The 23,869-nt window shown below is 66.3% G+C and carries 19 protein-coding genes; 15 read left to right on the forward strand and 4 right to left on the reverse strand.

The genetic code is table 11. The features are described from left to right. Nucleotides 1-544 precede the first annotated feature (544 nt). The 3 genes from QZ408_RS07165 (at nucleotide 545) to QZ408_RS07175 (ending at nucleotide 5,097) form a co-directional block, all read left to right on the forward strand. A complete protein-coding gene (locus tag QZ408_RS07165; RefSeq protein WP_292490568.1) occupies nucleotides 545-931 on the forward strand; it encodes a rubredoxin in 387 nt (128 codons plus the stop codon). Nucleotides 932-1,372: 441 nt separating this feature from the next. Beyond that, entirely contained in the window at nucleotides 1,373-4,576 is a 3,204-nt protein-coding gene (locus tag QZ408_RS07170) for a tetratricopeptide repeat protein (protein WP_292490569.1), read from the forward strand. Then, nucleotides 4,573-5,097: an FKBP-type peptidyl-prolyl cis-trans isomerase gene (locus QZ408_RS07175; protein WP_292490570.1), complete on the forward strand. Its 525-nt coding sequence runs from the start codon at nucleotides 4,573-4,575 to the stop codon at nucleotides 5,095-5,097. Before QZ408_RS07170 ends, QZ408_RS07175 begins: the two co-directional genes overlap by 4 nt. On the opposite strand, the gene QZ408_RS07180 is transcribed toward QZ408_RS07175, so the two are convergent. After that, a complete protein-coding gene (locus QZ408_RS07180) occupies nucleotides 5,075-6,418 on the reverse strand; it encodes a hemolysin family protein (protein WP_292490571.1) in 1,344 nt (447 codons plus the stop codon). The two genes, QZ408_RS07175 and QZ408_RS07180, sit on opposite strands and share 23 nt — an antisense overlap. Nucleotides 6,419-6,589: 171 nt before the next feature. Between QZ408_RS07180 and QZ408_RS07185 the strand changes: the two genes are divergently transcribed. After that, nucleotides 6,590-7,063 carry a peroxiredoxin gene (locus tag QZ408_RS07185; protein WP_292490572.1) on the forward strand — a complete coding sequence of 158 codons (474 nt, stop codon included), beginning with the start codon at nucleotides 6,590-6,592 and terminating at the stop codon, nucleotides 7,061-7,063. A gap of 952 nt (nucleotides 7,064-8,015) precedes the next feature. On the opposite strand, the gene QZ408_RS07190 is transcribed toward QZ408_RS07185, so the two are convergent. Beyond that, nucleotides 8,016-9,254 (reverse strand): proteasome-activating nucleotidase, encoded by a 1,239-nt coding sequence (locus tag QZ408_RS07190; RefSeq protein ID WP_292490573.1) that lies wholly within the window; start codon nucleotides 9,252-9,254, stop codon nucleotides 8,016-8,018. A gap of 57 nt (nucleotides 9,255-9,311) precedes the next feature. Here QZ408_RS07190 and QZ408_RS07195 point away from each other — a divergent pair, with 57 nt between their 5' ends. From QZ408_RS07195 to QZ408_RS07235, 9 genes are all read left to right on the forward strand, one after another. Beyond that, nucleotides 9,312-9,800, forward strand: coding sequence for a multiprotein bridging factor aMBF1 (locus QZ408_RS07195; RefSeq protein WP_292490574.1), 489 nt, complete (start codon nucleotides 9,312-9,314; stop codon nucleotides 9,798-9,800). A 301-nt stretch (nucleotides 9,801-10,101) separates the two neighbouring features. Continuing rightward, nucleotides 10,102-10,893, forward strand: coding sequence for a 2-amino-3,7-dideoxy-D-threo-hept-6-ulosonate synthase (locus QZ408_RS07200; protein ID WP_292490575.1), 792 nt, complete (start codon nucleotides 10,102-10,104; stop codon nucleotides 10,891-10,893). Between the two features lie 5 nt (nucleotides 10,894-10,898). Further along, nucleotides 10,899-11,684: a 2-amino-3,7-dideoxy-D-threo-hept-6-ulosonate synthase gene (locus tag QZ408_RS07205; protein ID WP_292490719.1), complete on the forward strand. Its 786-nt coding sequence runs from the start codon at nucleotides 10,899-10,901 to the stop codon at nucleotides 11,682-11,684. Then, complete coding sequence (locus QZ408_RS07210; protein WP_292490576.1) at nucleotides 11,681-12,667, forward strand: 3-dehydroquinate synthase II; 987 nt, start codon at nucleotides 11,681-11,683, stop codon at nucleotides 12,665-12,667. The genes QZ408_RS07205 and QZ408_RS07210 overlap by 4 nt, the downstream gene beginning before the upstream one ends. A gap of 5 nt (nucleotides 12,668-12,672) precedes the next feature. Further along, nucleotides 12,673-13,497: a prephenate dehydrogenase/arogenate dehydrogenase family protein gene (locus QZ408_RS07215; RefSeq protein ID WP_292490577.1), complete on the forward strand. Its 825-nt coding sequence runs from the start codon at nucleotides 12,673-12,675 to the stop codon at nucleotides 13,495-13,497. Continuing rightward, on the forward strand, nucleotides 13,494-14,288 hold the full coding sequence (locus QZ408_RS07220) for a prephenate dehydratase domain-containing protein (RefSeq protein WP_292490578.1): 795 nt from the start codon (nucleotides 13,494-13,496) through the stop codon (nucleotides 14,286-14,288). Before QZ408_RS07215 ends, QZ408_RS07220 begins: the two co-directional genes overlap by 4 nt. Further along, nucleotides 14,285-15,553, forward strand: coding sequence for a 3-phosphoshikimate 1-carboxyvinyltransferase (gene aroA / locus QZ408_RS07225; protein WP_292490579.1), 1,269 nt, complete (start codon nucleotides 14,285-14,287; stop codon nucleotides 15,551-15,553). The genes QZ408_RS07220 and aroA overlap by 4 nt, the downstream gene beginning before the upstream one ends. Beyond that, nucleotides 15,550-16,902 carry a shikimate dehydrogenase gene (gene aroE / locus QZ408_RS07230; protein ID WP_292490580.1) on the forward strand — a complete coding sequence of 451 codons (1,353 nt, stop codon included), beginning with the start codon at nucleotides 15,550-15,552 and terminating at the stop codon, nucleotides 16,900-16,902. Before aroA ends, aroE begins: the two co-directional genes overlap by 4 nt. Further along, the gene (locus tag QZ408_RS07235) at nucleotides 16,899-17,900 is read left to right on the forward strand and encodes a chorismate synthase (RefSeq protein ID WP_292490581.1); all 1,002 of its coding nucleotides are present in this window, start codon (nucleotides 16,899-16,901) and stop codon (nucleotides 17,898-17,900) included. The genes aroE and QZ408_RS07235 overlap by 4 nt, the downstream gene beginning before the upstream one ends. 451 nt (nucleotides 17,901-18,351) lie before the next feature. On the opposite strand, the gene QZ408_RS07240 is transcribed toward QZ408_RS07235, so the two are convergent. Beyond that, entirely contained in the window at nucleotides 18,352-18,981 is a 630-nt protein-coding gene (locus QZ408_RS07240) for a type I 3-dehydroquinate dehydratase (RefSeq protein WP_292490582.1), read from the reverse strand. 265 nt (nucleotides 18,982-19,246) lie between these two features. Next, nucleotides 19,247-20,050: a pyrroline-5-carboxylate reductase dimerization domain-containing protein gene (locus QZ408_RS07245; protein ID WP_292490583.1), complete on the reverse strand. Its 804-nt coding sequence runs from the start codon at nucleotides 20,048-20,050 to the stop codon at nucleotides 19,247-19,249. 90 nt (nucleotides 20,051-20,140) lie between these two features. Here QZ408_RS07245 and QZ408_RS07250 point away from each other — a divergent pair, with 90 nt between their 5' ends. Together QZ408_RS07250 and tpiA are read left to right on the forward strand one after the other, a co-directional pair. Continuing rightward, complete coding sequence (locus QZ408_RS07250; RefSeq protein WP_292490584.1) at nucleotides 20,141-22,681, forward strand: U32 family peptidase; 2,541 nt, start codon at nucleotides 20,141-20,143, stop codon at nucleotides 22,679-22,681. Nucleotides 22,682-22,768: 87 nt separating this feature from the next. Next, nucleotides 22,769-23,437 carry a triose-phosphate isomerase gene (gene tpiA / locus QZ408_RS07255; protein ID WP_292490720.1) on the forward strand — a complete coding sequence of 223 codons (669 nt, stop codon included), beginning with the start codon at nucleotides 22,769-22,771 and terminating at the stop codon, nucleotides 23,435-23,437. The last annotated feature ends 432 nt before the right edge of the window (nucleotides 23,438-23,869 follow it).

A 23,869-nucleotide genomic window follows, 5' to 3' on the forward strand; every position in this document is an offset into this window, starting at 1 on the left:
AAACCGGCGCGAGGGCGCCCCGGGCACGGCTTTCCACTGGGTATCTTCTCTGCCCCGCCCCCGGGGCGGGGAGGAGGCCGAAGCCGGGCGGGGTGGGGGCTACCGAAGAATCACGGGTATCCCCTGCGAAGGCCGGGCGGGGTGGGGGCTACCGAAGAAGCGTGGGTATCCTGCAGCGCCGGGCGGGGTGGGGATGCCGGAGAGGAACTTTGGGTGACATTTTGCCCGGGAAGGGACGAGCCCCCTCCCCGGTCCCTCCCCGTGGCGATAGCCACCACGGTCCAGTGTACCGGGACAAGCCTGGAAAACCGGGTTCTGGCTCTCTCCTCCCCCGGGAAACCGCTGCCAGCACTACTCCTGCGGAGGGGACGGAGGGGAGCGCTCCATGGGGGATGGGACGAAGGCCGGATAGGGCCTGTTCATCTGGAATCGATGCAGTAGTGCCCTTCGGTGCCGGATCACGCGAAACCTTATCAGGGGGGACCACCTCTCAACATCTCCACCGCGATTGTGCGGGTGGTTACCCTTCAGGGAGTGTGATCGCATGGAGAAAGTGAAACGATACCGGTGCAAGTACTGCAACTACATCTACTCCCCTGTGCGGGGAGAGCCGCATCGGGGTATCCCGGCGGGTACCGCGTTTGAAGACCTGCCGGCTGACTACATCTGCCCGGTCTGCGGTGCGACCGGCAAAGGCCCGATCGGGGCGTGGGGGTTCGAGCCCTGGGAGCCGACGAAGTACGTCTGCAAGATCTGCGGCTACGTGTACGACAAAAATCGCGGCGAACCGCTCCGCGGCTACCCGAAAGGTACTGCATTCGAAGACCTGCCGGAGGACTATACCTGCCCGGTCTGTGGGATGGACCCGAAGATCACGAGTTTCTACGGGTCGGTCGGCAAGGCGCAGTTCGACCCCATCCTGGATGTCTGACCGGGGAGGCGTCCCGGCCTTTTACGCGCTGGTTCCCCGGCGGTTTGCCTGGAAGATACGTGTTCAGGTTTCGCCGTGAAGCGCGCCCGCCCGCATACCGATGCCGCCGGCAGTCTCCCCGGCGGCAGGCGGCGCGCCCGCCGGTGCAGGAGAACCGTGCTCCGGCACGGTTCGGCAGTCTCCTGCGGCGGCGCTTTCTCCCGGGAGCCATGGCGCCCGGCAGGGCAACGCCGATCCGTTTGATGCTCTCCAGGGGCCTGAATCCGGCGGCCTATCGTTTTGCCCGAAAACCCGGGTCTACAGGACAAACCGGTCTTCTCAAATAGTGACGAACGCACCAACACTTAGGAAGAGTACGGCTACCCGCAAGAAGGTAATTATTCGCGAAGAGTATAGCGTTGAACACTCACGTGGCGCACAAGCAGCGGCAGATGATGTCGGATGGATTTCTTCGGTAATATTCTGGGTCAGGGGAAGAACGCGAACCCCTCGATAAAACAGGGCACCTCTCAGTTCGAGGCCGGAAACTACAGTGAGGCGGTGAAGAGCTTTGAGAAGGCGCTCAAGATCGATCCCGAAAACGGCCTGGTCCGGTTCTCCCTGGGCCAGGCGCTTGCCTGTCTTGGCAGGGACGGCGAAGCGGTGATCTGGCTCCGGAAGGCTCTCGAGTCGTCCCCCGGCGACGCCGGGATGCTGCGGGCGCTGGGGCACGCCCTCGCCCGGGCAGGCGATTACGAGGAGGCGGCCGGGTGCTTCGCAAAGATCGCCGAAGGAACTCCTGCTGATACAAACGCCTCGTACTGGCAGGGGGAGATGCTGGAACGGCTCGGGCGATATACCGACGCGGCGGCGGCCTACGCGCGAGCGCTGGACGGGAATCCGGAGAACGTCGTCCTGCGGGAGAGACTCGGGCGGATGCTCGAGCGGACCGGAGAATTCCGGGAAGCGGCGGCCAATTTCGAGCGGATCCTCAGGGCGAACCCCGGCAGCACCGAGACGATTGCGAGAATCGGGACCTCCCTCCTGTACCAGGGGGATTACCCCGGAGCCATCGAGTCGTTTGGCCGGGCGCTCGATGTGGAGCCCCGCAACCTCAACGCGCTCTACGGCAAAGCCCGGGCACTTGAGCACCTCGGCCGGTTCGTGGATGCCGCCGGCTGCTACGGGGAGATCGCCGCCGCCGATCCGGAGAACGTCCCCGTCTGGTACCACCGCGGCTCGCTCCTCCTCCGGGCGGGGAGGTATGCGGAAGCGATGGAGTCGTTCGACAAGGTCGCCCTCGCCGACCCGGACCACATCCCGGTGCGCTACTCCATGGGTCTCGTCTATGATACGCTCGGCCGCTACGACCGGGCGGTCAAGAGTTTCGACCACGTCCTGAAGCACGACCAGGGTCAGGTCCACGTTTGGTACGCCCGCGGGATGGCGCTCTTCTGCCTCGGCCAGTACGCCGAGGCGATCCGGTCGTTCGACCGCGTGCTTGAGAACCGGGCGGTGACCGGGATGAAGTGGATCGGGAGCAGCACCGACCTTGCGCTCTTCGAGAAGGACGACATGCGCCCTCCCGGGAAGCAGAAACCGCTGAAGTTCGACACCTTAAACGAGATTGTCCTGAGTTTCCGGGGGGTTGCGCTGCTCCGCCTCGGGCGGTATGCGGAGGCGCAGGAGAACTTTGAGCACGTCCTCGAGATCGACCCCGGCAATATCCCCGTCCTGCAGCAGAGCAGCATCGCCCTCATCCATCTCGGCAGGTATGAGGAGGCTGACCACTGCCTGAACGCGGTTCTTGAGAAAGAGCCGCATAACGCCGTCGCCCGTTCGATGAAGGCGGACATCCTTGAGAACCTCGGCAGGTACGGCGACGTGCTCGCTGTGCTTGACCGGATGCGGGACGCCGGTGGAGACGACCTCCACCTCCTGTACAGGAAGGGGGAGTCCCTGATGCACCTCTCCCGGTATGCGGAGGCGGCGGAGGCGTTCGGCGCTCTCCTCAAGGTCAGCCCCGGAGATGCGACGGCGGAGAAGGCCAGGGGAGACGCACTTATACACCTTGGCGAGTACGGAAAGGCGTTTGCCTGCTATGACCGGGCGGTGGAGGGGAATCCTGCCGACCGTGCCGCCTGGCTCGGACGGAGTGCGGCGCTTGAACGCCTCGGGCGGTACGCAGAGGCGTTCGAGTCCATCGACCGGGTGGTGGAGGCAAACCCCGGGGATACCGGGACATTTGCCCGAAAGGCGCGGATCCTCGAGTGCCTCGGGCGCCATGCTGAAGCGGCCGACTGCTACGAAGCGCTTCTTGCGGCAGACCTGGACGCCGGGGGCTACCTGGTGAACCTCGGGATCGTCCTTGCCACGCTCGGCCGGTACGAGGAGGCTGCCCAGCGGTTCGGGCAGGCCGTCGCGGCCGACCCGGGCAACCTCTTTGCATGGTACAACCGGGGCCGCGCCCTGGAGCGGATGGGGCAGTACGCGGATGCGGCCGAATGTTATACAAAAGTGACCGGCGAGCGGCCGGGAGACACCGGCGCCTGGTTCGCGCTTGCCGTCGCGCTTGCACGGCTCGGCAGGCACCCGGAGGCGATCGAGTGCTGCGACCGGGTGCTCGCCTCCGACCCCTCGAACGCGGCGGTCATCAGGATACGCGCGGATATGCTGGAGGCTGTCGGCAGGCACGAAGAGGCGGGCGAAGCGTTCGAGCGTTACCTCAAGACCTCTCCCGGCGACCGGGATGCGAGAATGGCGTTTGGCATGGCGCTCGAGCGGGGCGGGAAGTTCGGCGACGCGATCCGGCAGTACGCGCTGGTGCTCGAGGGCGATGAACGCGACACTGAGGCATGGTACACCCTCGAGAGCGCTCTTGTGCACATGGGGCGGTACGAAGAGGCGCTCGAGTGTTCCAACGGCATCATCGGGGCAAACCCGGAGAACCGGGCGGCCTGGCAGCGGCGCGGGGAGATCTTCATGTGGCTCGGGCGTTACGCCGAGGCGGTGGAATGCTTCGAGAAGGTGATCGCGGCCGACCCGGCAGATACCCTCACCCTGCGGAGGCTCGGGGAGGCTCACGAGAAGGCCGGCAGGTACGAGGATGCCCTTGCCGCCTACACGCGGGTGCTGGACCGGGAACCGACCAGCATCGAGACCCTCCACGCCCGTTCATCGGCCCTCATCCATCTCGGGCGGTACGGAGAGGCGGTCAAGTCGATCGACAAGATCATCGTCCTCCAGGCCGAGAACCCGGCCGCCCTCTTCATGCGGGGGACGGTGCTCGAGAAGGCCGGCAGGTATGACGACGCTCTCGCGAGCTACGAGAAGGCGCTCTCGGTCGACCCGGAGAACGCGGCCGTCTGGAACGCGACCGGGACGCTCATGGATACGCTCGGCCGGCACGCCGACGCCGTCACTGCGTTTGACGCGGCGATCGAGCTGGGCGAAGGGGATACCCATGCCTGGCTCTGCAAGGGGATCGCCCTCGGCCACCTGGGTCGATACGATCCGGCAGCCGCGTGCTTTGATCGGGTCCTCGAGGCGAACCCCCGCCATGCCCGGGCATGGTACCTGAAAGGGAGAGCGCTCGACCGGCAGGGGAGGTTTGCGGAAGCGGTGGAATGCTTCAAGAAAGCGGTCGAGAATGAGGGGAATCTGTGAGGCGGGAGCACGTGCGCGGCGTCATGCTGCTGCTCGCGGGCGTTCTTGCGGTCCTCGCCGTCAGTTCGGGCTGCGTCGGGAGCGACGGCGGGCAGGCGCAGGTGAAGCCGGGAGATGCCGTGCAGGTCCACTACACCGGTACCTTCACGAACGGGACGGTCTTTGACAGTTCCGCCGGGCGGGAGCCGCTCGGGTTCACCATCGGCAGCGGCAGGGTGGTCCCCGGGTTCGATGCGGGCGTCGTGGGGATGCGGGAAGGAGAGACGAAGACCATCCACGTCCCGGCCGACCGGGCTTACGGGCCGTACCGGGAGGACCTCGTCTTTGCCGTCGACCCGGCCGATATCCCCGGCGGGGAGAACCTGATCGCCGGGGACCCGGTCGGGATAACCCTCGCGAGCGGACAGGGGCTGCCCGGGAGGGTCGCGAGCGTGTCGCCCGGCGTGGTCACCATCGACGCGAACCATCGCCTTGCGGGCGAGGACCTCACGTTCACCGTCACTCTCGTCGAGATCGGGTAGCGTCCACCCTTTTTTTCTCCTCTTCGGCCGCCCCCGGCGTCACGAGCACCTTGTCGACCCGGTGCCCGTCCATATCGAGGACCTCGAACCGGAGATCGTTCCAGGTGAACCGGTCTCCGGCCTCCGGGGTCCGCTCGAGGTACATCATGACAAACCCACCGAGCGTCTGGTAATACCCGCGCTCCTCCCCGGGCAGAGCACCCACGTTGAGGAGGTCGTGGAATTCGTCGATCGGGAGCATCCCGTCGAGGAGCCATGACCCGTCTTCACGGAGAACCGCCGGCTTCTCGGGCGGGTGCTCGGCCGACGGGATGCCGCCGACGATCGCCTCCATGATGTCGTGCACCGTAACCAGTCCCTCGATGCTCCCATACTCGTCGGTGACAAGGGCGATCCGTGCCCCGGAGGCCTTGAACTCGTCGAGGACCGCCAGCGCCCGGGCACTCTCGGGCACGATGGGTGCGGGTTCGATCGCCTTCGCGAGCTCGGGAGGTTCGCCCGCGATCATCCGTGCCCAGAGGTTCGGGACGGAGACGATGCCGAGCAGGTTGTCCAGATGCTCGCGGTAGACCGGGAAATATATGTGCCGGGACTCGACCATCTTTCTCCAGTTCTCCTCGAGGGGGTCCTCCACGTCCACGGCCACGACGTCGGGACGCGGGGTCATCAGCACGCTGACCCTTCGATCGCCGAGGCGGAAGACGCTCTCTACCATATCCTGTTCCGCCTCCTGGAAGATGCCGGCCCGGGTGGCCTGCCCGATGAGAACGCGGATATCCTCTTCAGTAACCTCGGGGCCCGGAGGCTGCCGGACACCGAACGCCCTGAGCACCGCCTCGGTTGAAGCGGCGAGCACCCGGACAAGCGGTGCTGCGGCCAGGGAGAGGAGCCGCATCGGGCGGGCAACAAAAGACGCGACCCGTTCGGCGTTGCTCATGGCCACCCGCTTCGGCACCAGTTCGCCGATCACAAGCGTCAGGTAGGTGATGACGATAACGACGGCTGCGACTGCGAGCGGACCGCTGTAGGGGGCAACGAGGGGGATACCGGCGAGCACCTCCGCGAGAGGACCCGCGAGCGTCGCCCCGCCGAAGGCTCCGGCCAGGATCCCGATGACGGTGATGCCGATCTGGACGGTGGAGAGGAACTTTGTCGGGTTTCCGGCAAGTTCGAGAGCGGCGGCCGCACCGGCGTCGCCTCCTGCGGCTCTCTTCTGGAGACGTGCCGTTCTTGCAGAGATAAGCGCAAACTCCGCCATAGAGAAGAAACCGTTTGCAAGTATCAGCAGGATGACAATCAGGACGTCGGTGGCAAGCGGCATTGTGATACTCTCGCTGGCGGGAGTCTTAACCGGGATCTACCCTGCGCCGGGAACGGCTATACCTCAAGCTCACTTATGTGTATCGACGGTACACGGCTGCAATCCGGTGGGACCCCCTCCTCCCGAAACGCTTATCATCACCGCAACCGGAGTCCCACACGGTGATCCACGATGGTCGAGATCGGCGAACAGGCTCCGGAGTTCTCGATACCGGACCAGAATGGGAACAGTATCCGGCTATCAGGCTTCCCGGGGAAGCGGGTTATCCTCTCGTTCCACCCGCTGGCCTGGACCAGCGTCTGTGCCAGGCAGATGAGAGCACTGGAGGCGAACCGGGAGGCGCTCGATGCTCTCAACGCTGTTGCTCTCGGCATCAGCGTGGACTCCGTCCCCTGCAAACGGGCGTGGGCGGAGAGTCTCGGCATCAGAAAGACCCGGCTCCTTGCGGATTTCTGGCCTCACGGCGGTGTGGCACAGGCGTACGGCGTCTTCGACAGCGAAAAGGGCTACTCAAGGCGGGCCAGCATCGTCATCGACGAATCAAGGCGCGTCGTCTTCGCGAGGGTTTATCCGGTGACGACGGTGCCCGATATGCAGGATGTTCTTGACATTCTCCGGGCACAGGAGCAGGTGCTGCAGGTGTAGAGGATCGATTCCAAATGAACAGGCCATATCTGGCCTTCGCCCCATCCCCACAGAGCGCTCCCCTCCGTCCCCATCCCGCCCGGGGCCTTCCTGGAGGGAGGAAGGCCGTATCCGGTTCTTATCCGGTTCTTATCCGGTTCTTATCCCGCGCTATCCGGTTCTTATCCGGGATCTCCCCATGGAGTGGACCGTGGTGGCTATCGATATCCGGGATAAACCGTGCCCGGGGCCCCCATATGCGCGTCGGTTTAGGGATAAGGAGACCGGGAAGTATAACGCCTGAATCTGTAAAATGGAGTCTATTTGGGGGACCGTGGGATATCGCCACGGGATGGGGTGCGGCAATAATCGTCCTACCCGGGCGCTATCGATACCGGAAAGTTCCTCTCCGGAAAAGCCCCTCCCTTAGCGCATAGATGAGAACCCCCGATTGCCCCGGGGGCGGTAGCAATCATGGCGATACCAGGGGAGGGCCGTGCCCGGGATGGGGCTCTCGCGCCGGTTTCCCGGACAAAATGACACCAACCCGGTTCTCCCCGGTTCCCCCGTGCAGTGGACCGTGGGGATATCGCCATTGGGGAGGGACGGGGGGGGTCTCCCCCTCCCGCAGGATATCCAGTGGGCAACCGTGCCCGGGAGCGGGGGCAGTCATGGCGATATCCAGTGGGCAACCGTGCCCGGGAGCGGGGGCAGTCATGGTGATATCCAGTGGGCAGCCGTGCCGGGAGCGGGGGCAGTCATGGTGATATTCAGCGGGAAGCCGTACCGGGGAGCGGCGCTGACGTTGGTTTCCTTGAGGGGGCCCGGGCAGGCCTCCGGGCGTGACCTTCCAGAACGGATAGGGGGTTCAATAAACCCTCCGGTGAACCGGGTTCGCGGGCGTATCCTCCCCCGGTAGGGCGCGCCCTCTCCATGATACCAAAACGATGCTGTCCGGGAAAAAAGGTGCCCTTCAGGCGAACATCTCGCCGAAGGTGGTATGGAAGTGGTGCTGGTCGAAGTCCACAGAGAGTTTGTCGATCGCCTTCATGAAGTCGTCGCCGCTGACCGTATCGCGCTCCATCCTGATGGCGAACATGCCCGCCTCCATACAGATCGCCCGGAGGTCGGCGCCGTTCTTCCCCTCGGTGAGCCGGGCCACCTCCGGGAGATTGACGTCCTCGCCAAGGCTCATGTTCAGGGTGTGGATCTTTAAGATGGCGAGCCTCCCGCGATGATCGGGGAGCGGTATCTCGATCATCCGGTCGAACCGGCCGGGGCGGAGGAGGGCGCGGTCGAGGATATCGATCCGGTTCGTCGCGGCGATGATCTTGACGTCCCCACGATTGTCAAACCCGTCCATCTCGGCCAGGAGCTGCATCAGCGTCCGCTGGACTTCGCGGTCCCCCGATGTCGTCGAGTCGTTCCGGTGCGCGCCGATCGCATCGATCTCGTCGATGAAGATGATGGACGGTGACTTCTGCTTCGCAAGCTCGAAGAGTTCCCGGACCAGGCGGGCCCCCTCACCGATGTACTTCTGCACGAGTTCCGAGCCGACCACGCGGAGGAAGTGCGCATTCGTCTGGTGCGCCACCGCCCGCGCGAGGAGCGTCTTCCCCGTGCCGGGCGGGCCGTGGAGGAGGACGCCCTTCGGCGGGGAGATGCCGACCTTCTCAAAGAGGTGCGGCTTCGTTAGGGGGAGCTCGACCGCTTCCCTGACCTCCTCGATCTGCGGCTCAAGACCGCCGATATTCTCGTAGGTTTCTTCCGGCGACTCAACCAGTTCCATGCCGTAGATCTGCGCGTCGTAGCTTGTGGGGAGCACATCGACGATGGCGAGGGACTGCTGGTTGAGCGTGCACCGCACACCCGGTTTGAGGAGATCGGGGTCGATAAGCTGCGATGTACGGACCAGGAACCGCGGCCCCGCACTGCTTCGCACAATCACCCGGTTGTTGTCGATAACGTCAGTAACCGTCCCGATCACGAGAGGAGGGCTCCTGAGCTGCTCGATCTCGCTCTTGAGTTTTCGCAGCTCACGCTCGTAGCGAATCTTCTGGGTTTCAACATACCGTTTCTCGGACTCCATCTGGCGGAATTGTTCGCGTAGCTCCAGGTTTCGGTTTTCGAGGTTCGTTATCCGTTCCAGGAGATACTGATAGATGTCTTCACCGGTATCCTTGTCTGGTGCCTGCCGAGCGATATCTCCCATAGGTCTCCTCGATTAATTATATAGGTTAAAATGAATATAAAGTTGTTTGCGAGACTTATGCAGTGTGAACTATGCGGCGCTCCCATACAAGGGCCGCCCAAAACCATCCAGATCGAGGGTGCAGAACTCTCCGTCTGCGTCCGATGCGCAAAACACGGTACAGAAGTCCAGCAACCGCGCCGCAAAGGCTCCCCGCAGCAGAAACCGGGAATCGCCGTCCCGCAGGCCCGGAGGAAACCGCGGGACGTCTTTGACCTGATGGAAGGAGAGATCGTCGACGACTACGCCGACCGGATCCGGGCCGCCCGCGAAGAGAAGGACTGGTCCACTCTCGACCTCGCTCAGGCAATCAAGGAACGCGAGATCCTGGTCAAAAAGATCGAGAAGGGAGACCTCATTCCCGAAGATGACGTCCGGCGGAAACTTGAGAAAGCGCTCAATATCCGGCTGATCGATTCGGCCGAAGATAGCACCTCCGTCGGCGGGCCGGGCCGGGTGACCATGACCGTCGGCGACGTCATATCGTTCCGGAAGAGCCGCAAATAAGGCCTATCCCATATTTTCTTTCACGGAGGGCCGTTTTATCCCGGATCCGCGTTGTGCGTGGTATTACGGCACATTTTTATACAGGAACACGTAATGGTATACACAATGCGCGGTGAGTGTTTTTTCGCCGGTGACCGCTTTTACCTCGGTTAACGGAGTAACCATCCTCGCAGGAGCGACACAGCAGTTTTTGACCGCCGGTATCTGTTATCACGGAGCGGCAGCGTTCTATCGCTATTTTATCTGGTTTTAAATCTATCCCGGGGACCGTACTCACTCAAGATCCGGGAGGACTGTGGTTATGAGAGGAAAAGAGATTCGTCTGGAACGTATCATGGATCGGAATACCGGCAGGACCATCATCGTGCCGCTCGATCACGGCGTGACGCTCGGCCCCATCCCCGGGCTGGTCGACGTCGGGAAGACCATCGACCTCGTCGCCGAAGGGGGGGCAAACGCGGTGATCGGCCATGTGGGGCTTGCGTTGCACGGGCACAGGGGGCATGGGCGAGACGTCGGCCTGATCATGCACCTCTCGGCGAGCACCAGCATCGGCCCGGACCCAAACGATAAGGTGCTCGTGAACACCGTCACGAACGCCCTGAAGATGGGCGCCGACGGTGTCTCGGTGCACATCAACGTCGGGGCCGACTCTGAAGCGCGGATGCTTGCCGACCTCGGCAGGGTCGCGGTCGCGTGCATGGAGTGGGGGATGCCGCTCCTCGCGATGATGTACCCGAGGGGCAGGAAGGTCGCAGACGAGCACGACGTCGAGAGCGTCAAACTCGCCGCGCGGGTGGCGGCGGAGCTCGGCGCCGACATCGTCAAGACCGTCTACACCGGCGATGCGGACTCGTTCCGCGACGTGACCCGGGGGTGCCCGGTGCCGGTCGTGGTCGCGGGAGGCTCAAAGACCGACGACCGCGCGATCCTCGAACTGGTGGAGGGCGCGATGGAGGGTGGTGCCGCCGGGATATCGATCGGGAGGAACGCCTTCCAGCACCCGGCGCCCGACCGCCTGATCCGTGCCGCAGCGCTGATCGTCCATGAGGGGCGACCGGCAGAGGAAGCAATAGAGATTCTTGAGATGTGATGAAGATGATTGGAAAAGAGATCCGCCTTGAGCGGATTATGGACAGGAACACCGGTCGCGCCGTGATCATCCCCATGGATCACGGGTTTACCATGGGCCAGATCGAGGGGCTCCGCAACATGACCGGGATCGTCAGCGAGGTGAGCGAGGCCGGGGCGAACGCCATCGTGCTCCACAAAGGCATGGTAAAAGGAGGACACCGGAAACGCGGAAAGGACATCGGCCTCATCGTGCACCTCTCCGCAAGCACGTCGATGAACCCGGACCCCAATGATAAGGTACTCGTCTGCACCGTGGAGGAGGCGGTCGCGCTCGGCGCCGATGCGGTCTCGATCCACATCAACCTCGGCGCCCCGAACGAGTCGCGGATGATCGAGTCGGCGGGCGCGGTGGTGCGGGACTGCAACCGCTGGGGGATGCCGCTCCTGATCATGATCTACCCCCGCGGCAAGGGGATCGACTCCACATCGCCGCAGGCGATCGGGCACTGCGTCCGGGTCGCCGAAGAACTCGGGGCCGACCTGATCAAGACGAACTACACCGGGAATCCGGAGACGTTCCGCCAGATCACCGCCGCCTGCTCGGTGCCGGTGATGATCGCCGGCGGCGAGAAGGGAGGAGACCTTGAGACGCTCACGACCATCCGGGATGCCATCGGGGCGGGCGCGGCCGGTGTCTGCATGGGAAGGAACGCCTTCCAGCGCGAAGACCCCGGCCGGTTCATAGGCGCGATCTGCCGGGTGGTGCATGAGGGCACGAGCCCGGCCGACGCGCTGGAGCGTGGGCGATGAAACAGTTCTGGGTCGATATCAGGCCGTGGAGGAAGGACCTCGCGACCACCGCGATCGAGAGCGGTGCGGATGTCCTGGTCGTCGACGACGCCGCCCGTGTCCGGGAACTCGGGCGGGTGACGACAGTCGCGAAGGACGGCGACCTCGTCCCCGGAAAAGACGTCTTTCTCATCGATATCACCGATAAGGCGACCGAAGAGGAGGCGCTCCGGCTCTCCCGGCAGGGGTATGTCATCGTCCGGACACAGGACTGGACGGTCATCCCGCTCGAGAACCTCGTCGCGCAGTCAGACCGGATCATCGCCGCGGTCACGACCGCCGACGAGGCGGCGGTCGCCCTGACTGTCCTCGAACGCGGGGCGGCGGGCATCCTTCTTGCGACCGGCGACCCGGGGGAGATCCGGCGCGTTGCAAAAGTGGTCGCAGGTTCAGGCGCAGAGGTCGCGCTCACCACATTCGAGGTGACCCGGATCGCCCCCGTCGGCATGGGGGACCGGGTCTGCGTGGACACCTGCTCGCTCCTCGCCGACGGGGAGGGGATGCTCGTCGGCAACACCTCCTCGGCGTTCCTGATGGTGCACCCCGAGACCCTGGAGAACCCCTACGTGGCGCCGCGCCCGTTCCGGGTGAACGCCGGGGCGGTGCACGCCTACATCCTTCTCCCGGGGGAGAAGACCGCGTACCTCGCCGACCTCACGACGGGTGATAGGGTGCTCGTCGCGGAGCATACCGGCGCGACCCGCGAAGCGGTCGTCGGCAGGGTGAAGATCGAGCGCCGCCCGCTCCTCCTCGTTGAGGCGAAGGCGGGCGGTGCAAAGGTGAGCCTGGTCCTCCAGAACGCCGAGACGATCCGGCTCGTCCGCGAGGACGGATCGGCCGTATCGGTCGCGAACCTCGCGGTCGGAGACCGGGTGCTCGGCAGCGTCGCGGAGGGCGGGCGGCACTTCGGCGTCGCTGTGAAGGAGACGATCCGGGAGAAGTGACGGCGATGCTTGCAGCCATCATCGGCGGCACCGGGCAGATGGGGCGGTTCTTTGCCGGGGTCTTTCGGGCGGCCGGCTGGGACGTGATCGTCTCGGGGACAAAGACGCCGCTCACCGGCCGGGATATCGCAACGAAGGCAGACCTCGTCATGGTCTCGGTGCCCATCCGCGCCACCGTCGGGGTGATCCAGGAGGTTGCCCCGCTGCTCTCGGAAGAGCAGGTCTTCTGCGACCTCACCTCCCTCAAGGTCGAACCGGTCAGGGCGATGCTCGCCTCCCGCGCGCAGGTGATCGGGCTCCACCCGATGTTCGGGCCGGGTGCCGTATCGCTCCGGGGCCAGACGATCGTCGCGACGCCGGCCCGGTGCGAACCGGAAACCCTCGATACCCTTCTCTCCGTCTTCCGCGACCAGGGGGCGGCGATCACCCTCTCGACACCGGAAAGCCACGACCGGATGATGGCGGTGATCCAGGGGCTCACCCACTTCGGGACGCTTGCAAAAGCGGAGGCCATCCGCCGGACCGGCGCCGACGTCGGGGAGACCCTCGCGTTCACGAGCCCCGTCTACCGGATCGAGATGGGGTTCGTCGGGCGGCTCCTCGCCCAGGACGCGGGGCTTTACGGCGACATCCTGCAGATGAACCCGGCCGTCCCGGAGGTGCTCGGCGAGTTCGAGGCGGCGGTCCGGACGCTCCGGGAGATCGTGGAGTCCGGCGATGACGAACGCTTCCGGGCGTTCTTCGCCGCGAACGCCGGCCACTACGCCTCCTATCTCCAAGCCGCGACGGAAGAGACGGACGACCTCATCAACCACGTGGTGAACCGATGACGGTCCTGACCCTCGGGCCGGCCGGGACGTTCAGCCACGAACTCGCGGTCCGGCTCTACGGCGACGACGTTCTCCTCCTGCCGACCATCCGCGCCATCATCGAACGTGTGGCAGCCAGCTCAGTGAAAGGCCTCGTCCCGATCGAGAACTCGGAGGCCGGCGGCGTGGGGGAGACCCTCCAGGGGTTTCTGGAGTTTGACGTCGTCATCACCGGGGAAGCTTACATGCCCGTCCGGCACCATCTCGCAGCCAGGGTGGAGCCGGAGCGACTTTCGGTCGTCTACGCCCACCCGCAGACCCACGAACAGTGCTCGGTCCTCCTCGACAGCCTTGGGGTAGAGGTCGTGCATACGAGCAGCAACGCCGCGAGCGCCATCGCCATGCAAGGAGACGAGCACGCCGGCGCGGTCGTCCCCGAGATGGCGGCGGCGATCTACGATCTGCCGATAGCCCTCCGGGAGATCCAGAACAGCCGGGAGAACACCACCCGGTTCGTGGAGATCTCCTCCACTCCCCGCGGGGAGGGGGGCTGCACGAAATGCAGCCTCCTCGTGGACCCGAAGGCCGACCGGGTCGGTCTCCTTGCCGACCTGCTCGGCGTCTTCGCCCGGCGCGGGATCAACCTGACCCGGATCGAGTCGCGCCCCTCCCGGCGCGGGATCGGCAGCTACCTTTTCTTCATCGACCTCGAGATATCAGAAGGATGGCGGGAGGCAAAGGAGGAACTCAAAAGGATGACCACCGTCAGGGAACTCGGGTGCTACGCCCGTCTGGAGGTGCCGGGGAGATGATCGTCAGGGTGTCGCAGATCGGCCCGGTCGACGCAGCGTTCGAGGCCCCGCCCTCCAAGAGTTACACCCACCGGGCGCTGATCGCAGGAGCGCTCGCCGCCGGGAGGTCGCGGATCGCAGGACCGCTCAGGGCGGCCGATACGGAACTGACCGCCCGCGGGCTCGAGAGCCTCGGGGTGCCGATCGAGTGGCTGCCGGGGGAGATCGTCGTTGCCGGGTGCAACGGGGCCTTCCCGGCACCGGGAGAGGTCACGATCGACTGCGGGAACTCGGGGACGACGCTGCGGCTGCTCACCTCGGCGGCGCTTCTTGCCCGGCACCCGGTGGTGCTGACAGGGAGCCGGAGGATGCTCGAGCGCCCGGTGGGGCCGCTTGCCGGTGCGCTCCACGCGCTCGGCGGTGATGTCGCGTTCACCGGGCGGCCGGGGTTCCCGCCCATCCGGGTCTCCGGCAGGCTCCGGGGCGGGAAGGCAGCAATCGACGGGAGCGTGAGCAGCCAGTTTGTATCGTCCGTCCTGATGGCGGCCCCCTACGCGGACGACGACGTGGAACTTACGCTCCCGGCAACGGTGGCCTCGCGGTCCTACCTCGACGTGACCGCGGACGTGATGCTCCGGTTCGGCGCCCGGCTCGAGCGGCGGGGCTACGACTGGTTCCGGGTAAAGAGCGGCGTGCCCTACCGGGGGATAACCTACTGGATCGAGGGCGACTACTCGTCGGCCTCCTACCTCTTTGCGGTCGCGGCCGTCTGCGGCGGGAGGGTCACGGTCACGGGCTTAAACCCGGCGTCGGTCCAGGGAGACCGGCGGTTCCTCGATGCCCTCGAGGCGATGGGCTGCCGGGTGACCGCCGGCACCGGTGCGGTGACGGTGGAGCGGCCGGGAGACCTCCGGGGTATCGATATCGATATGTCCTCGTCCCCCGACACCGTCCAGACGCTCGCGGCGGTGGCGGCAGTGGCCGCGTCGCCGACGACGATCACCGGGACCGCGCACCTGCAGTACAAGGAGAGCGATCGCGTCGGCGTGACGGCGGATACCCTCCGGAGGATGGGCGCGGGCGTTCTCGTCACGGGTGACTCCCTCACGATCACGCCCGCCCCCCTCCACGGGGTTGCCGTCGACCCGCACGACGATCACCGGACGGCGATGGCGTTTGCCGTGCTCGGGCTCGCGGTCGGGGGGATGGCGATCCGTGACCCCGGATGCGTGGAGAAGTCGTTCCCCGGGTTCTGGGAGGCGCTCTACGGGCAGGGGCTGCTATGAAGGTCGTTCTCACCGGGTTCCGGGGGACCGGGAAGACGTCGGTCGGGCGGATCCTCGCGGACCGCCTCGCGCTGCCGTTCTTTGATACCGACGCACTGATCGAGCGCCGGGCCGGGATGCCGATCCCGGAGATCTTTCTGCAGCACGGTGAGGCGCACTTCCGGGCCCTCGAGCGGGAGGTGATCGCGTCGCTCCGGGACGTGGAGGGCGTTATCAGCACCGGCGGCGGGGCGGTCCTCGACCCGGCAAACGTCGCGGACCTCCGGTGGCGCGGCACGGTCTACCTCCTCTCGGCTCCGCCCGGCGTCATCCTGGAGCGGATCGCCGGGAGCGACCGGCCGGGGCTGACGGGTCTTTCGCCGGCAGAGGAGGTGCAGACACTCCTTCTCGCGAGGAAGGAGGCATACCTCGGCGCGGCCGACGCCTGCATCGATACCGGGAGGCGCACGCCGGGTGAGGTTGCGGAGGTGATCCTCAGGGCGGCCGGCATCTCAGCGGCCGAGAGACTTGAGCGGGATCATCTCCTTGAGCGGTTCGGGCTTGCGGACCTCGGGGAGATGGTCGACCGCGACCCGGATCTTATGGTATGTGCCATCGCCGGCAACCCCTGCGCCCACAGCAAGAGCCCGCTCCTCTACAACCGGCTCTTTGCGCATTTCGGGATGCGCTACCACTACACCCGCCTCGAATGGCCGGATGCGGAGACGATCGTCCGCCTCGCCTCCCTCCTCCCCACAAAAGGGGTCTCGGTCACGATCCCGTTCAAGGCCGACGTCATGCGCTGCCTCGACGAGGTTGACGGTCACGCTGCGGCGATCGGGGCGGTGAATACCGTCGTCAGATGCGGCGGCCGGATGTATGGCTATAACACCGACTGGTTGGGCGTGCGGGCCCCGCTCGCCCACCGGCGGGGCGCCCGGGCGGTTGTCCTTGGCGCCGGGGGTGCGGCGGCTGCGGCGGTCTACGCCCTCCTCTCGCTCGATATGGACGTGACGGTTCTTGCCCGGGCGCCGGGCGCGGCACGGCGGCTTGCGGAGCGGTCCGGGTGCCGGTGGGGCGGGCTCGATGAGTTCAGGGGGGGCGACACCGACGTGGTGGTGCATGCGACCCCGGTCGGGATGGAGCCCGATACCCGGAGCCTGCTTGCCCCCGGCGACCTTAGAGCGGGGACGACGGTCTTTGACCTCGTCTACACGCCGCCGGAGACGCCCCTCATCAGGGCGGCGAAAGAGGCCGGGTGCGAGACGATACCGGGCACGGAGATGTTCGTCCACCAGGCGGCGGAGCAGTTCCGGCTGATGACCGGGATTCTCGTCACGCCGGCACTGGTGCGGGAGATGCTTGCATGAACACGTTCGGGAGAAACTTCAGGTGCACGACGTTTGGTGAGAGCCACGGGAAGGCGGTGGGCGTGGTCGTGGACGGCTGCCCGCCGGGAATCAACCTCACGGAGGCGGATATCCAGCCCTACCTCGACCGGAGGCGGCCGGGGAAGAGCCCGCTTGCGTCGGCCCGGCAGGAGGCCGACCGGGTAGAGATCCTCTCGGGGACGTTTGAGGGGCGGACGACCGGTGCCCCGATAGCGCTCATCGCCCGGAACCGGGACGTCCGGTCGGAGGACTACGATGCGCTCCGGGACATCTTCCGGCCGGGGCATGCCGATTATACCTGGCAGGCGAAGTACGGGCTCCGCGACCACCGGGGCGGCGGACGGAGTTCGGGCCGGGAGACCCTCGCCCGGGTCGCGGCCGGGGCGGTGGCGGTGCGCTGCCTTGCGCCGCACGGCATCGCGATCCGGGGGAGGGTCGTTTCGGTGCACGGGGCGACGGAGCCGGGAGCGATGGAAGCGGAGATCCGGGCCGCCCGGGACGCGGGGGACTCCGTGGGCGGCATCGTCGAGGTGACGGCGACCGGGTGCCCTCCGGGCCTCGGGGACCCGGTCTTTGGGAAGCTCGACGCCGCCATCGCCGGGGCGATGATGGGCATCGGTGCGGTGAAGGGCGTCGAGATCGGCGAGGGGTTCGCCGCCGCCGGGCTCTTCGGGAGCGAGATGAACGACTCTATCGGCAAAGCCGGGTTTACAACCAACCACGCGGGCGGCGTCCTCGGCGGGATCAGCACCGGGCAGGATATCGTCGTCCGGCTTGCCGTGAAACCGACGCCCTCGATACGGCGGGTGCAGCGGACCATCGATCTTGCCGGGGCTGAGCGGGGGATATCGGTCGAAGGAAGGCACGACCCCTGCATCGCCCCCCGGGTCGTCCCGGTCGCGGAGTGCATGCTCGCGCTTGTTATTCTCGACGCGATGCTTGAGCAGGCGAAGTACCGGGGGTTCGGCGGGGAGTAGGGCTGTTCCTGGTGGGACGCATATTCCCGGACCGCGTAACGGGGAGAAGGCCTGGTATGGCAGGCCGCGATCTCCCCGCCTCTTTAAAGGACGTCTCCGTCCGGTGCCCGCAAGACCGCCGTCATCAGCGCCGCCGCCACGATGATGACCAGGAAGAACATTGAGGGCTCCGATTCGTGCTTCTTTCTCCCGGGCTAACTACCCGATCCCGCGATCAATGGACCAGGTGCGCGGCCACCACCTTCTTCGCCGCGCCGTGGAGCCTGTCGTCGCCCGTCACCAGGCAGGTCCCGCACTGGACCGCAGCGGCAACAAAGAGGGCGTCGTAGATCGTGCAGGGTCCGCCCTGCGCTCCCTTTCTATCGATCGCTGATAAGATGGCCGTACGCGTCAGAAGACTGAAAAATTTGGCTGATTACTGGTGAAGGGGGCCGTGAGATCCCCCTCCCCCTCACTTCAACAGGTCCGCAAGCTGCCGCATCTCCCGGATATGGTACTGCCCTTCCGCCGTCGGGGTGCCGGCATGGCAGAAGACGAACTCCGACCCGAAGAGCGGCAGGACGGCCCGGGCGTAGCGGAACTCGGCGCCCATGATGCTCGTGCAGATGGGTTTCTGGGCCTGGTGGGTGAACGTGACGAGCGCCATGAGGTCGTCCGTGGTGCGGGGTTTCACGACGATCTTTGGTATATCGCCATAAGACCTGAGCAGGGCCTCGATCTTTCCGAGCTCTGGGGGGGAGGGCATCTCGTTCGTGTGGAGGGACGCGAGGATCTGGACGCCCTGGCTCTTGATGTACGGCGCGTGGTCCCGGTAACGGGCCTCCACGTCCACGTAGTCGACGTACCGTGCTATCGGCCCGATGATCCGCGTCCAGAGGTCCGCATCCCCGACAAACCTCCCCCCCTCTTCCCTGCTCCTGAGCGTGGCAATCAGGGGAACGGCGGTCTTCTCCCGGATCGCACGGACCTGGTCCGGGAGGTCGCCCTCCATCCGGTCGAGCCTGACCTCGATGAATGTCGGGTTGTACTCCAGCACCTGGTCGATAACGCCGGGCTCCTCCACAGAGACGACGATCTTCATACTTACCCGGGATATGGCCGCTCATCACTTAAAAGTCTGCCCCGTCCCTCATACAACGCCTCTCAATTACCGGCACTCTCAACGGAGGAGATCATCGATCGTGTCTCGCACGGCCCGGGAATTTGCACCCACGGGCACGGCTTTCCACCGGGTATCGCTATGACTGCCCCCGCCCCTGCCAGGGTAGGGGGACGGAGAGGAGCGCTCTGTGAGGGATGGGACGAAGGCCGGATATGGTCTGTTCGTTTGGAACCGATGCACTCCGTCACTTCCCCACCGTGCCATAGCGCTCCAGCATCGCGGCGAACACCTCGTCGAAGACTGCCGGCAGCCGTTCCCGGAACCCCTGCACCCCGACCTCTGTGATGCCGCCGCCGGTCGCAACCTCCCCGATCAGGTCCTCCGGCGCCTCGCCGGTCTCCCGGAGGTAGGCGGCCGTGGCCGCGGCCATCTCCGTTGTAAGTGCAAGAGCCCGATCCGGCGAAATCCCGCTCGCCCGGACCGTCGCACCCGCCAGTTCCTCGATGACGGCAGCAAGCAGCCCCGGCCCGCAGCTCGACAGCAGTGTCGCCGCCGGGAGATCGTCCTCACTGACGGTCACCACGTTCCCGATGGACGAGAAGAGCCCCTCGACCCGGAGGGCGTCGTTCATCCCGATCTGCCGCCCGTGGCAGACCAGCGTCGTCCCCTGCCCGACCGCGGAGGTGACCGTGGGCACGACCCGGGTGACCGAGCCCGTAAACGCCGCTTCCAGATCTTTTAGACCGATGCCGGCGGCAAGCGAGACGATATGCTCGTCGCCGTCCATCACCGGAACGATCTCGCACAGGACGCCGCCCACCTCCTGCGGCCTGACGGCGATGATGATCGTCCGGCACCGCCGGGCGAGGTCCGCGTTCGTTGCGGCGATGCCGATCAGGGGCCATTCTGCGGCGCAGGCGTCAAGACTCCGCCGGCTCCGGGACGCAACCACGATCTCGTCGGCGTGGAGCGCTCCGGATGCGAGAAACCCCTTCACCAGCATGCTGCCCATGTGTCCGTAGCCGATAATCCCTACGCAGTTCATCATCTCCCTTCACATCGGTCTCCCCCCCAAAAAGAATACGCATCTTCACCGGGGTGGGATATATAGGCCGGCACGGCGAACGGTACCCGACAGATGCCGCACGAGCACCTTCAGGGAACCGGGCCGGTTAAGCCTCCGGAACTGCTTGCGCCCGCCGGGTCGCCGGAAGCCCTGGCCGCAGCGGTCGCCGCCGGCGCGGACGCCGTCTACCTGGCCGGAAGACGTTTCGGGGCCCGGCACTACGCGGCGAACTTCTCCGACGAAGAACTCCGGTCCGCCGTCGATTACGCGCACCTCCGGGGTGTGCGGGTCTACGTCACCGTAAACACCCTCGTCCGGGACGCCGAACTCCCGGACGTGGCCCGGTACCTCCTCTGGCTCTACGAGACCGGGGCCGACGCCGTCCTGGTGCAGGATGCCGGGGTGGCGTCCCTCGCCCGGGAGGTGGTCCCGGACCTCCCCCTCCACGCCTCCACCCAGATGACGGTCCACAACCGCGAGGGCGTGGCCCGGGCCGCGCGGGAGGGGTTCTCTCGCGTGGTGCTGGCGCGGGAGGTCACGCTTGCCGAGATCGAGGATATCGCAGAGGCAGAGGGGATCGGCGTCGAGGTCTTCGCCCACGGTGCGCTCTGCTACTGCTACTCGGGGCAGTGCCTCCTCTCCTCGGTCATCGGAGGGCGGAGCGGGAACCGGGGGATGTGCGCCCAGCCGTGCAGGAAACCTTACCGGTTCGTGATCGGGGATAAGGACGATTACGGGCGCCCGACAGACCTCAGGGCCGTGCCCGGGGAGGAACACTACCTGCTCTCGACCCGGGACCTCGCGGTATACCCGAGCCTCGACCGCATCGCACGTGCACCGGTGGCGTCGCTCAAGATCGAGGGGAGGATGCGTTCGCCGGAGTACGTCGCCACGGTGGTCGGCATCTACCGGCGCGCCCTCGACGCGATCGCCGCCGGGGATCCCTGGTCGCCCTCGCGGGAGGATATGCGGGATCTCGCCCTCGCGTTCAACCGGGAGTTCACGGAGGGCTACATCCTCGGCGCTCCCGATATCATGGCCCGTGACCGCCCCGGGAACCGGGGCGTCCTGCTCGGCACGGTCACCGGCTACGACCCGCGGAGGCGGGAGGCGGCCGTGCGCCTCACCGGCGATCTGGTGCCCCACCCGGGCGACGGGCTGGCCTTCTGCACGGGCGACCCTGATGGGGACGTTGGAGCGGTCGTCCGCGGCACCCCCGCCGTGAAGAACGGCACGGTCCGTCTCGGGGTCGGCGCCCCCGTCAGGGTGGGTGCCCGGGCCTTCCTGACGAAGAGCGCCGACCTCGAGGAGCGGGCAAAGCGGGTCATGGCAAAACCCCTGCCGCAGATCCCGATCGACCTCTCGGTCACCTGGGAGGACGGCACGCCCTGCCTGGAGGCGACGGTTTCCATGTGCGGCGGCGAACCGCTCCGGGTGCTCTACCGCGCCGACCTCGCGATGGAGCCTGCCCGGAGCCGGCCGCTCACCCGGGCTCAGATCGCAGAGCACCTCGGGAAGACCGGGGGGACGCCGTTTACGGTCCGGGAGATGGACCTCCGGTACCCGGGGGGACTCTTTCTCCCGATCGGGGAGTTGAACCGTATCCGGCGGGCATTTCTGGAGAAGGTCGGGGAGGCCGTGCTCGCCGCGCGGCGCCCGGGGCCGGATGCGGTGCGTGCGGCCCGGGAGCGGGTCGAAGCGGCAATTTCGAGGATGAAGCGCCCGGCCGGACCGGGGGGAGCGAAACGGCTCCCGTCGGTTTCGGTCTACACCGACACCCTGGACGGCGTGGAGACCGCCGTCCGGGGAGGGGCCCGGACCGTCTACCTCGAACCCTGCACCCCGGTGGTTCCCGGTCTCCTCGAAGATGCCGCCGCCGTCTGCCGGGAGGGGGGCGCCGACCTCGTCTGGAAATGGCCGTCGGTCACCCGGCGCGGGTTTCTTGATATGGCGGCTCCTCTCCTCCCCTCGCTCTACGGAGCGGGCGTCCACGGGGTGATGGTGAGCGGGATGGGGGCCCTCGACGCGGTCCGGCGGTCCGAACCCCGGATGAACATCTACGGCGCCGCCGGGCTGAACGTCTGGAACCACCGCACCACCGGGGCCTTCTCCGCGCTCTTCCTGCGGTGTACGGCCTCCCCCGAACTCCCGGCCGCCGACCTCTCGCGGCTCGTGGAATCAGCCGGGGGCGCTCCGGAACTTGAGGTGATCGTGCAGGGCAACATCGAGGCGATGGTGACCGAAGACCGGCTGGTCGCAGCGGTCTTTGGCGAAGAACCCGCCGACCGCTTCCTGGGGCTCGAGGACCGGCGAAACCGCGTCTTCCCGCTCAGGCATGACAGTGAGGGGCGGACCTGCATCGCAAACGCCGTCGAAACCTGCCTGATCGACCACCTGCCCGGGCTCGCCGGGATGGGGGTCGACGCCGTCGCCATCGACGCCCGGGGGCGGGGGCCCCGCTACGCCGGGGAGATGGCCCGGATCTACCGTGAGGGAATCGATGCCGTGGGCAGGGGTGACCCCGGGGTCCTCTCCGCGCTCAAGGACGAGGTGAGACGGCGGGCCCTCGGCGGCATCACCGGCGGGCACTTTGTCCGGGGGCTCCCGGAGTGAACCTCTGGTGCCGTCCGCCGGTTCTCCTTGCGCCCCGGCGCCAGAGTTAATATCAGGAGGAGCAACCTATTGGCAGACGTGATGGATATGGTTTCACCCTTTATTCTTGTCAACCTCAAGACCTACCAGGAGGGTATGGGCAGCAACGCCCACCGAATCGCCGCTGCGGCCGAGACCGTGGGGAGAGAGAGCGGGGTCACCATCGGCGTCGCGCCGGTCTTCACCGAGCTCCACCCGATGAGCCACCACTACGCGATACCGGTTTACGCCCAGCATATCGACGCAATCACCCCCGGCGCCCATACCGGCCACATCCTCCCCGAGGCAGTCAGGGCGGCGGGCGCACGCGGCACCCTGATCAACCACTCCGAACGCCGCCTCACCCTGGCCGATATCGGCGCCTGTGTCGAGATCGCCCGGAGGCTCCGCCTCGAGTCGGTCGTCTGCACGAACAACGACGCAACCAGCGCCGCAGCCGCGGCCCTCCGGCCCGATTACGTCGCGGTTGAACCCCCGGAACTGATCGGGAGCGGGGTCTCGGTCTCGAAGGCCGACCCGGGGATCATCGAGCGGTCCGTCAACGCCGTCAGGGCGGTGAACCCGGACGTAAAGGTCCTGACCGGGGCGGGCATCCAGTCGGGCGAATGCGTAAAGATCGCCATCGACCTCGGGACCTGCGGCGTCCTCCTCGCGTCGAGCGTGGTCAAGGCCGCCGACCCCGAAGCGGTCCTCCGGGACCTGGTCTCCCTGCTCTGAAAGGTTTCTGCAGTCCCGGTGCTTCGCTAACATGTTTGAGACAATCCTCAGGAGGTCAACCATCGACTTCCCTTCGCGCTCTTCGCGGCAACACGAGAGTTAACAGGTGCAGATAGCGATACTGCCTCACGCGTTGAGCGCGTTGCCGCGAAGTCCGGTGCAGCTAATGCAACGATCCCCAATCACCGGCACTCCCAATGGAGGAGATCCGTGTTCTTGTTTCGCACTGCCCGGGTATCCCCACGGTCCACTCCACGGGGAGATCCCGGAGAGGAACCGGATACGGCTTTCCACCGGCTATCGCAAGCACTGCCCCGCCCGGGGAGGGGCGGGGAGAGCGCAGCGCGGGCGGGTGGGGTGCCGGAGAGGAACGCGGGTCCCCACCTCCGGGGAGAAACCCTCCCGGTCCCCACCCCGTGGCGATACCCCACG

This window comes from Methanoculleus sp. 10, from assembly GCF_913757945.1.
Classification (GTDB): Archaea; Halobacteriota; Methanomicrobia; order Methanomicrobiales; family Methanoculleaceae; genus Methanoculleus.

What these genes read in the sequence shown, in the direction of transcription:
- QZ408_RS07165 (WP_292490568.1), top strand. Translation starts at nt 545, where the DNA reads ATGGAGAAAGTGAAACGATACCGGTGCAAGTACTGCAACTACATCTAC.
- QZ408_RS07170 (WP_292490569.1), top strand. Translation starts at nt 1,373, where the DNA reads ATGGATTTCTTCGGTAATATTCTGGGTCAGGGGAAGAACGCGAACCCC.
- QZ408_RS07180 (WP_292490571.1), bottom strand. Translation starts at nt 6,418, where the DNA reads ATGCCGCTTGCCACCGACGTCCTGATTGTCATCCTGCTGATACTTGCA.
- QZ408_RS07185 (WP_292490572.1), top strand. Translation starts at nt 6,590, where the DNA reads ATGGTCGAGATCGGCGAACAGGCTCCGGAGTTCTCGATACCGGACCAG.
- QZ408_RS07190 (WP_292490573.1), bottom strand. Translation starts at nt 9,254, where the DNA reads ATGGGAGATATCGCTCGGCAGGCACCAGACAAGGATACCGGTGAAGAC.
- QZ408_RS07195 (WP_292490574.1), top strand. Translation starts at nt 9,312, where the DNA reads ATGCAGTGTGAACTATGCGGCGCTCCCATACAAGGGCCGCCCAAAACC.
- QZ408_RS07200 (WP_292490575.1), top strand. Translation starts at nt 10,102, where the DNA reads ATGAGAGGAAAAGAGATTCGTCTGGAACGTATCATGGATCGGAATACC.
- QZ408_RS07205 (WP_292490719.1), top strand. Translation starts at nt 10,899, where the DNA reads ATGATTGGAAAAGAGATCCGCCTTGAGCGGATTATGGACAGGAACACC.
- QZ408_RS07210 (WP_292490576.1), top strand. Translation starts at nt 11,681, where the DNA reads ATGAAACAGTTCTGGGTCGATATCAGGCCGTGGAGGAAGGACCTCGCG.
- QZ408_RS07215 (WP_292490577.1), top strand. Translation starts at nt 12,673, where the DNA reads ATGCTTGCAGCCATCATCGGCGGCACCGGGCAGATGGGGCGGTTCTTT.
- QZ408_RS07220 (WP_292490578.1), top strand. Translation starts at nt 13,494, where the DNA reads ATGACGGTCCTGACCCTCGGGCCGGCCGGGACGTTCAGCCACGAACTC.
- aroA (WP_292490579.1), top strand. Translation starts at nt 14,285, where the DNA reads ATGATCGTCAGGGTGTCGCAGATCGGCCCGGTCGACGCAGCGTTCGAG.
- aroE (WP_292490580.1), top strand. Translation starts at nt 15,550, where the DNA reads ATGAAGGTCGTTCTCACCGGGTTCCGGGGGACCGGGAAGACGTCGGTC.
- QZ408_RS07235 (WP_292490581.1), top strand. Translation starts at nt 16,899, where the DNA reads ATGAACACGTTCGGGAGAAACTTCAGGTGCACGACGTTTGGTGAGAGC.
- QZ408_RS07240 (WP_292490582.1), bottom strand. Translation starts at nt 18,981, where the DNA reads ATGAAGATCGTCGTCTCTGTGGAGGAGCCCGGCGTTATCGACCAGGTG.
- QZ408_RS07245 (WP_292490583.1), bottom strand. Translation starts at nt 20,050, where the DNA reads ATGATGAACTGCGTAGGGATTATCGGCTACGGACACATGGGCAGCATG.
- QZ408_RS07250 (WP_292490584.1), top strand. Translation starts at nt 20,141, where the DNA reads ATGCCGCACGAGCACCTTCAGGGAACCGGGCCGGTTAAGCCTCCGGAA.
- tpiA (WP_292490720.1), top strand. Translation starts at nt 22,769, where the DNA reads ATGGTTTCACCCTTTATTCTTGTCAACCTCAAGACCTACCAGGAGGGT.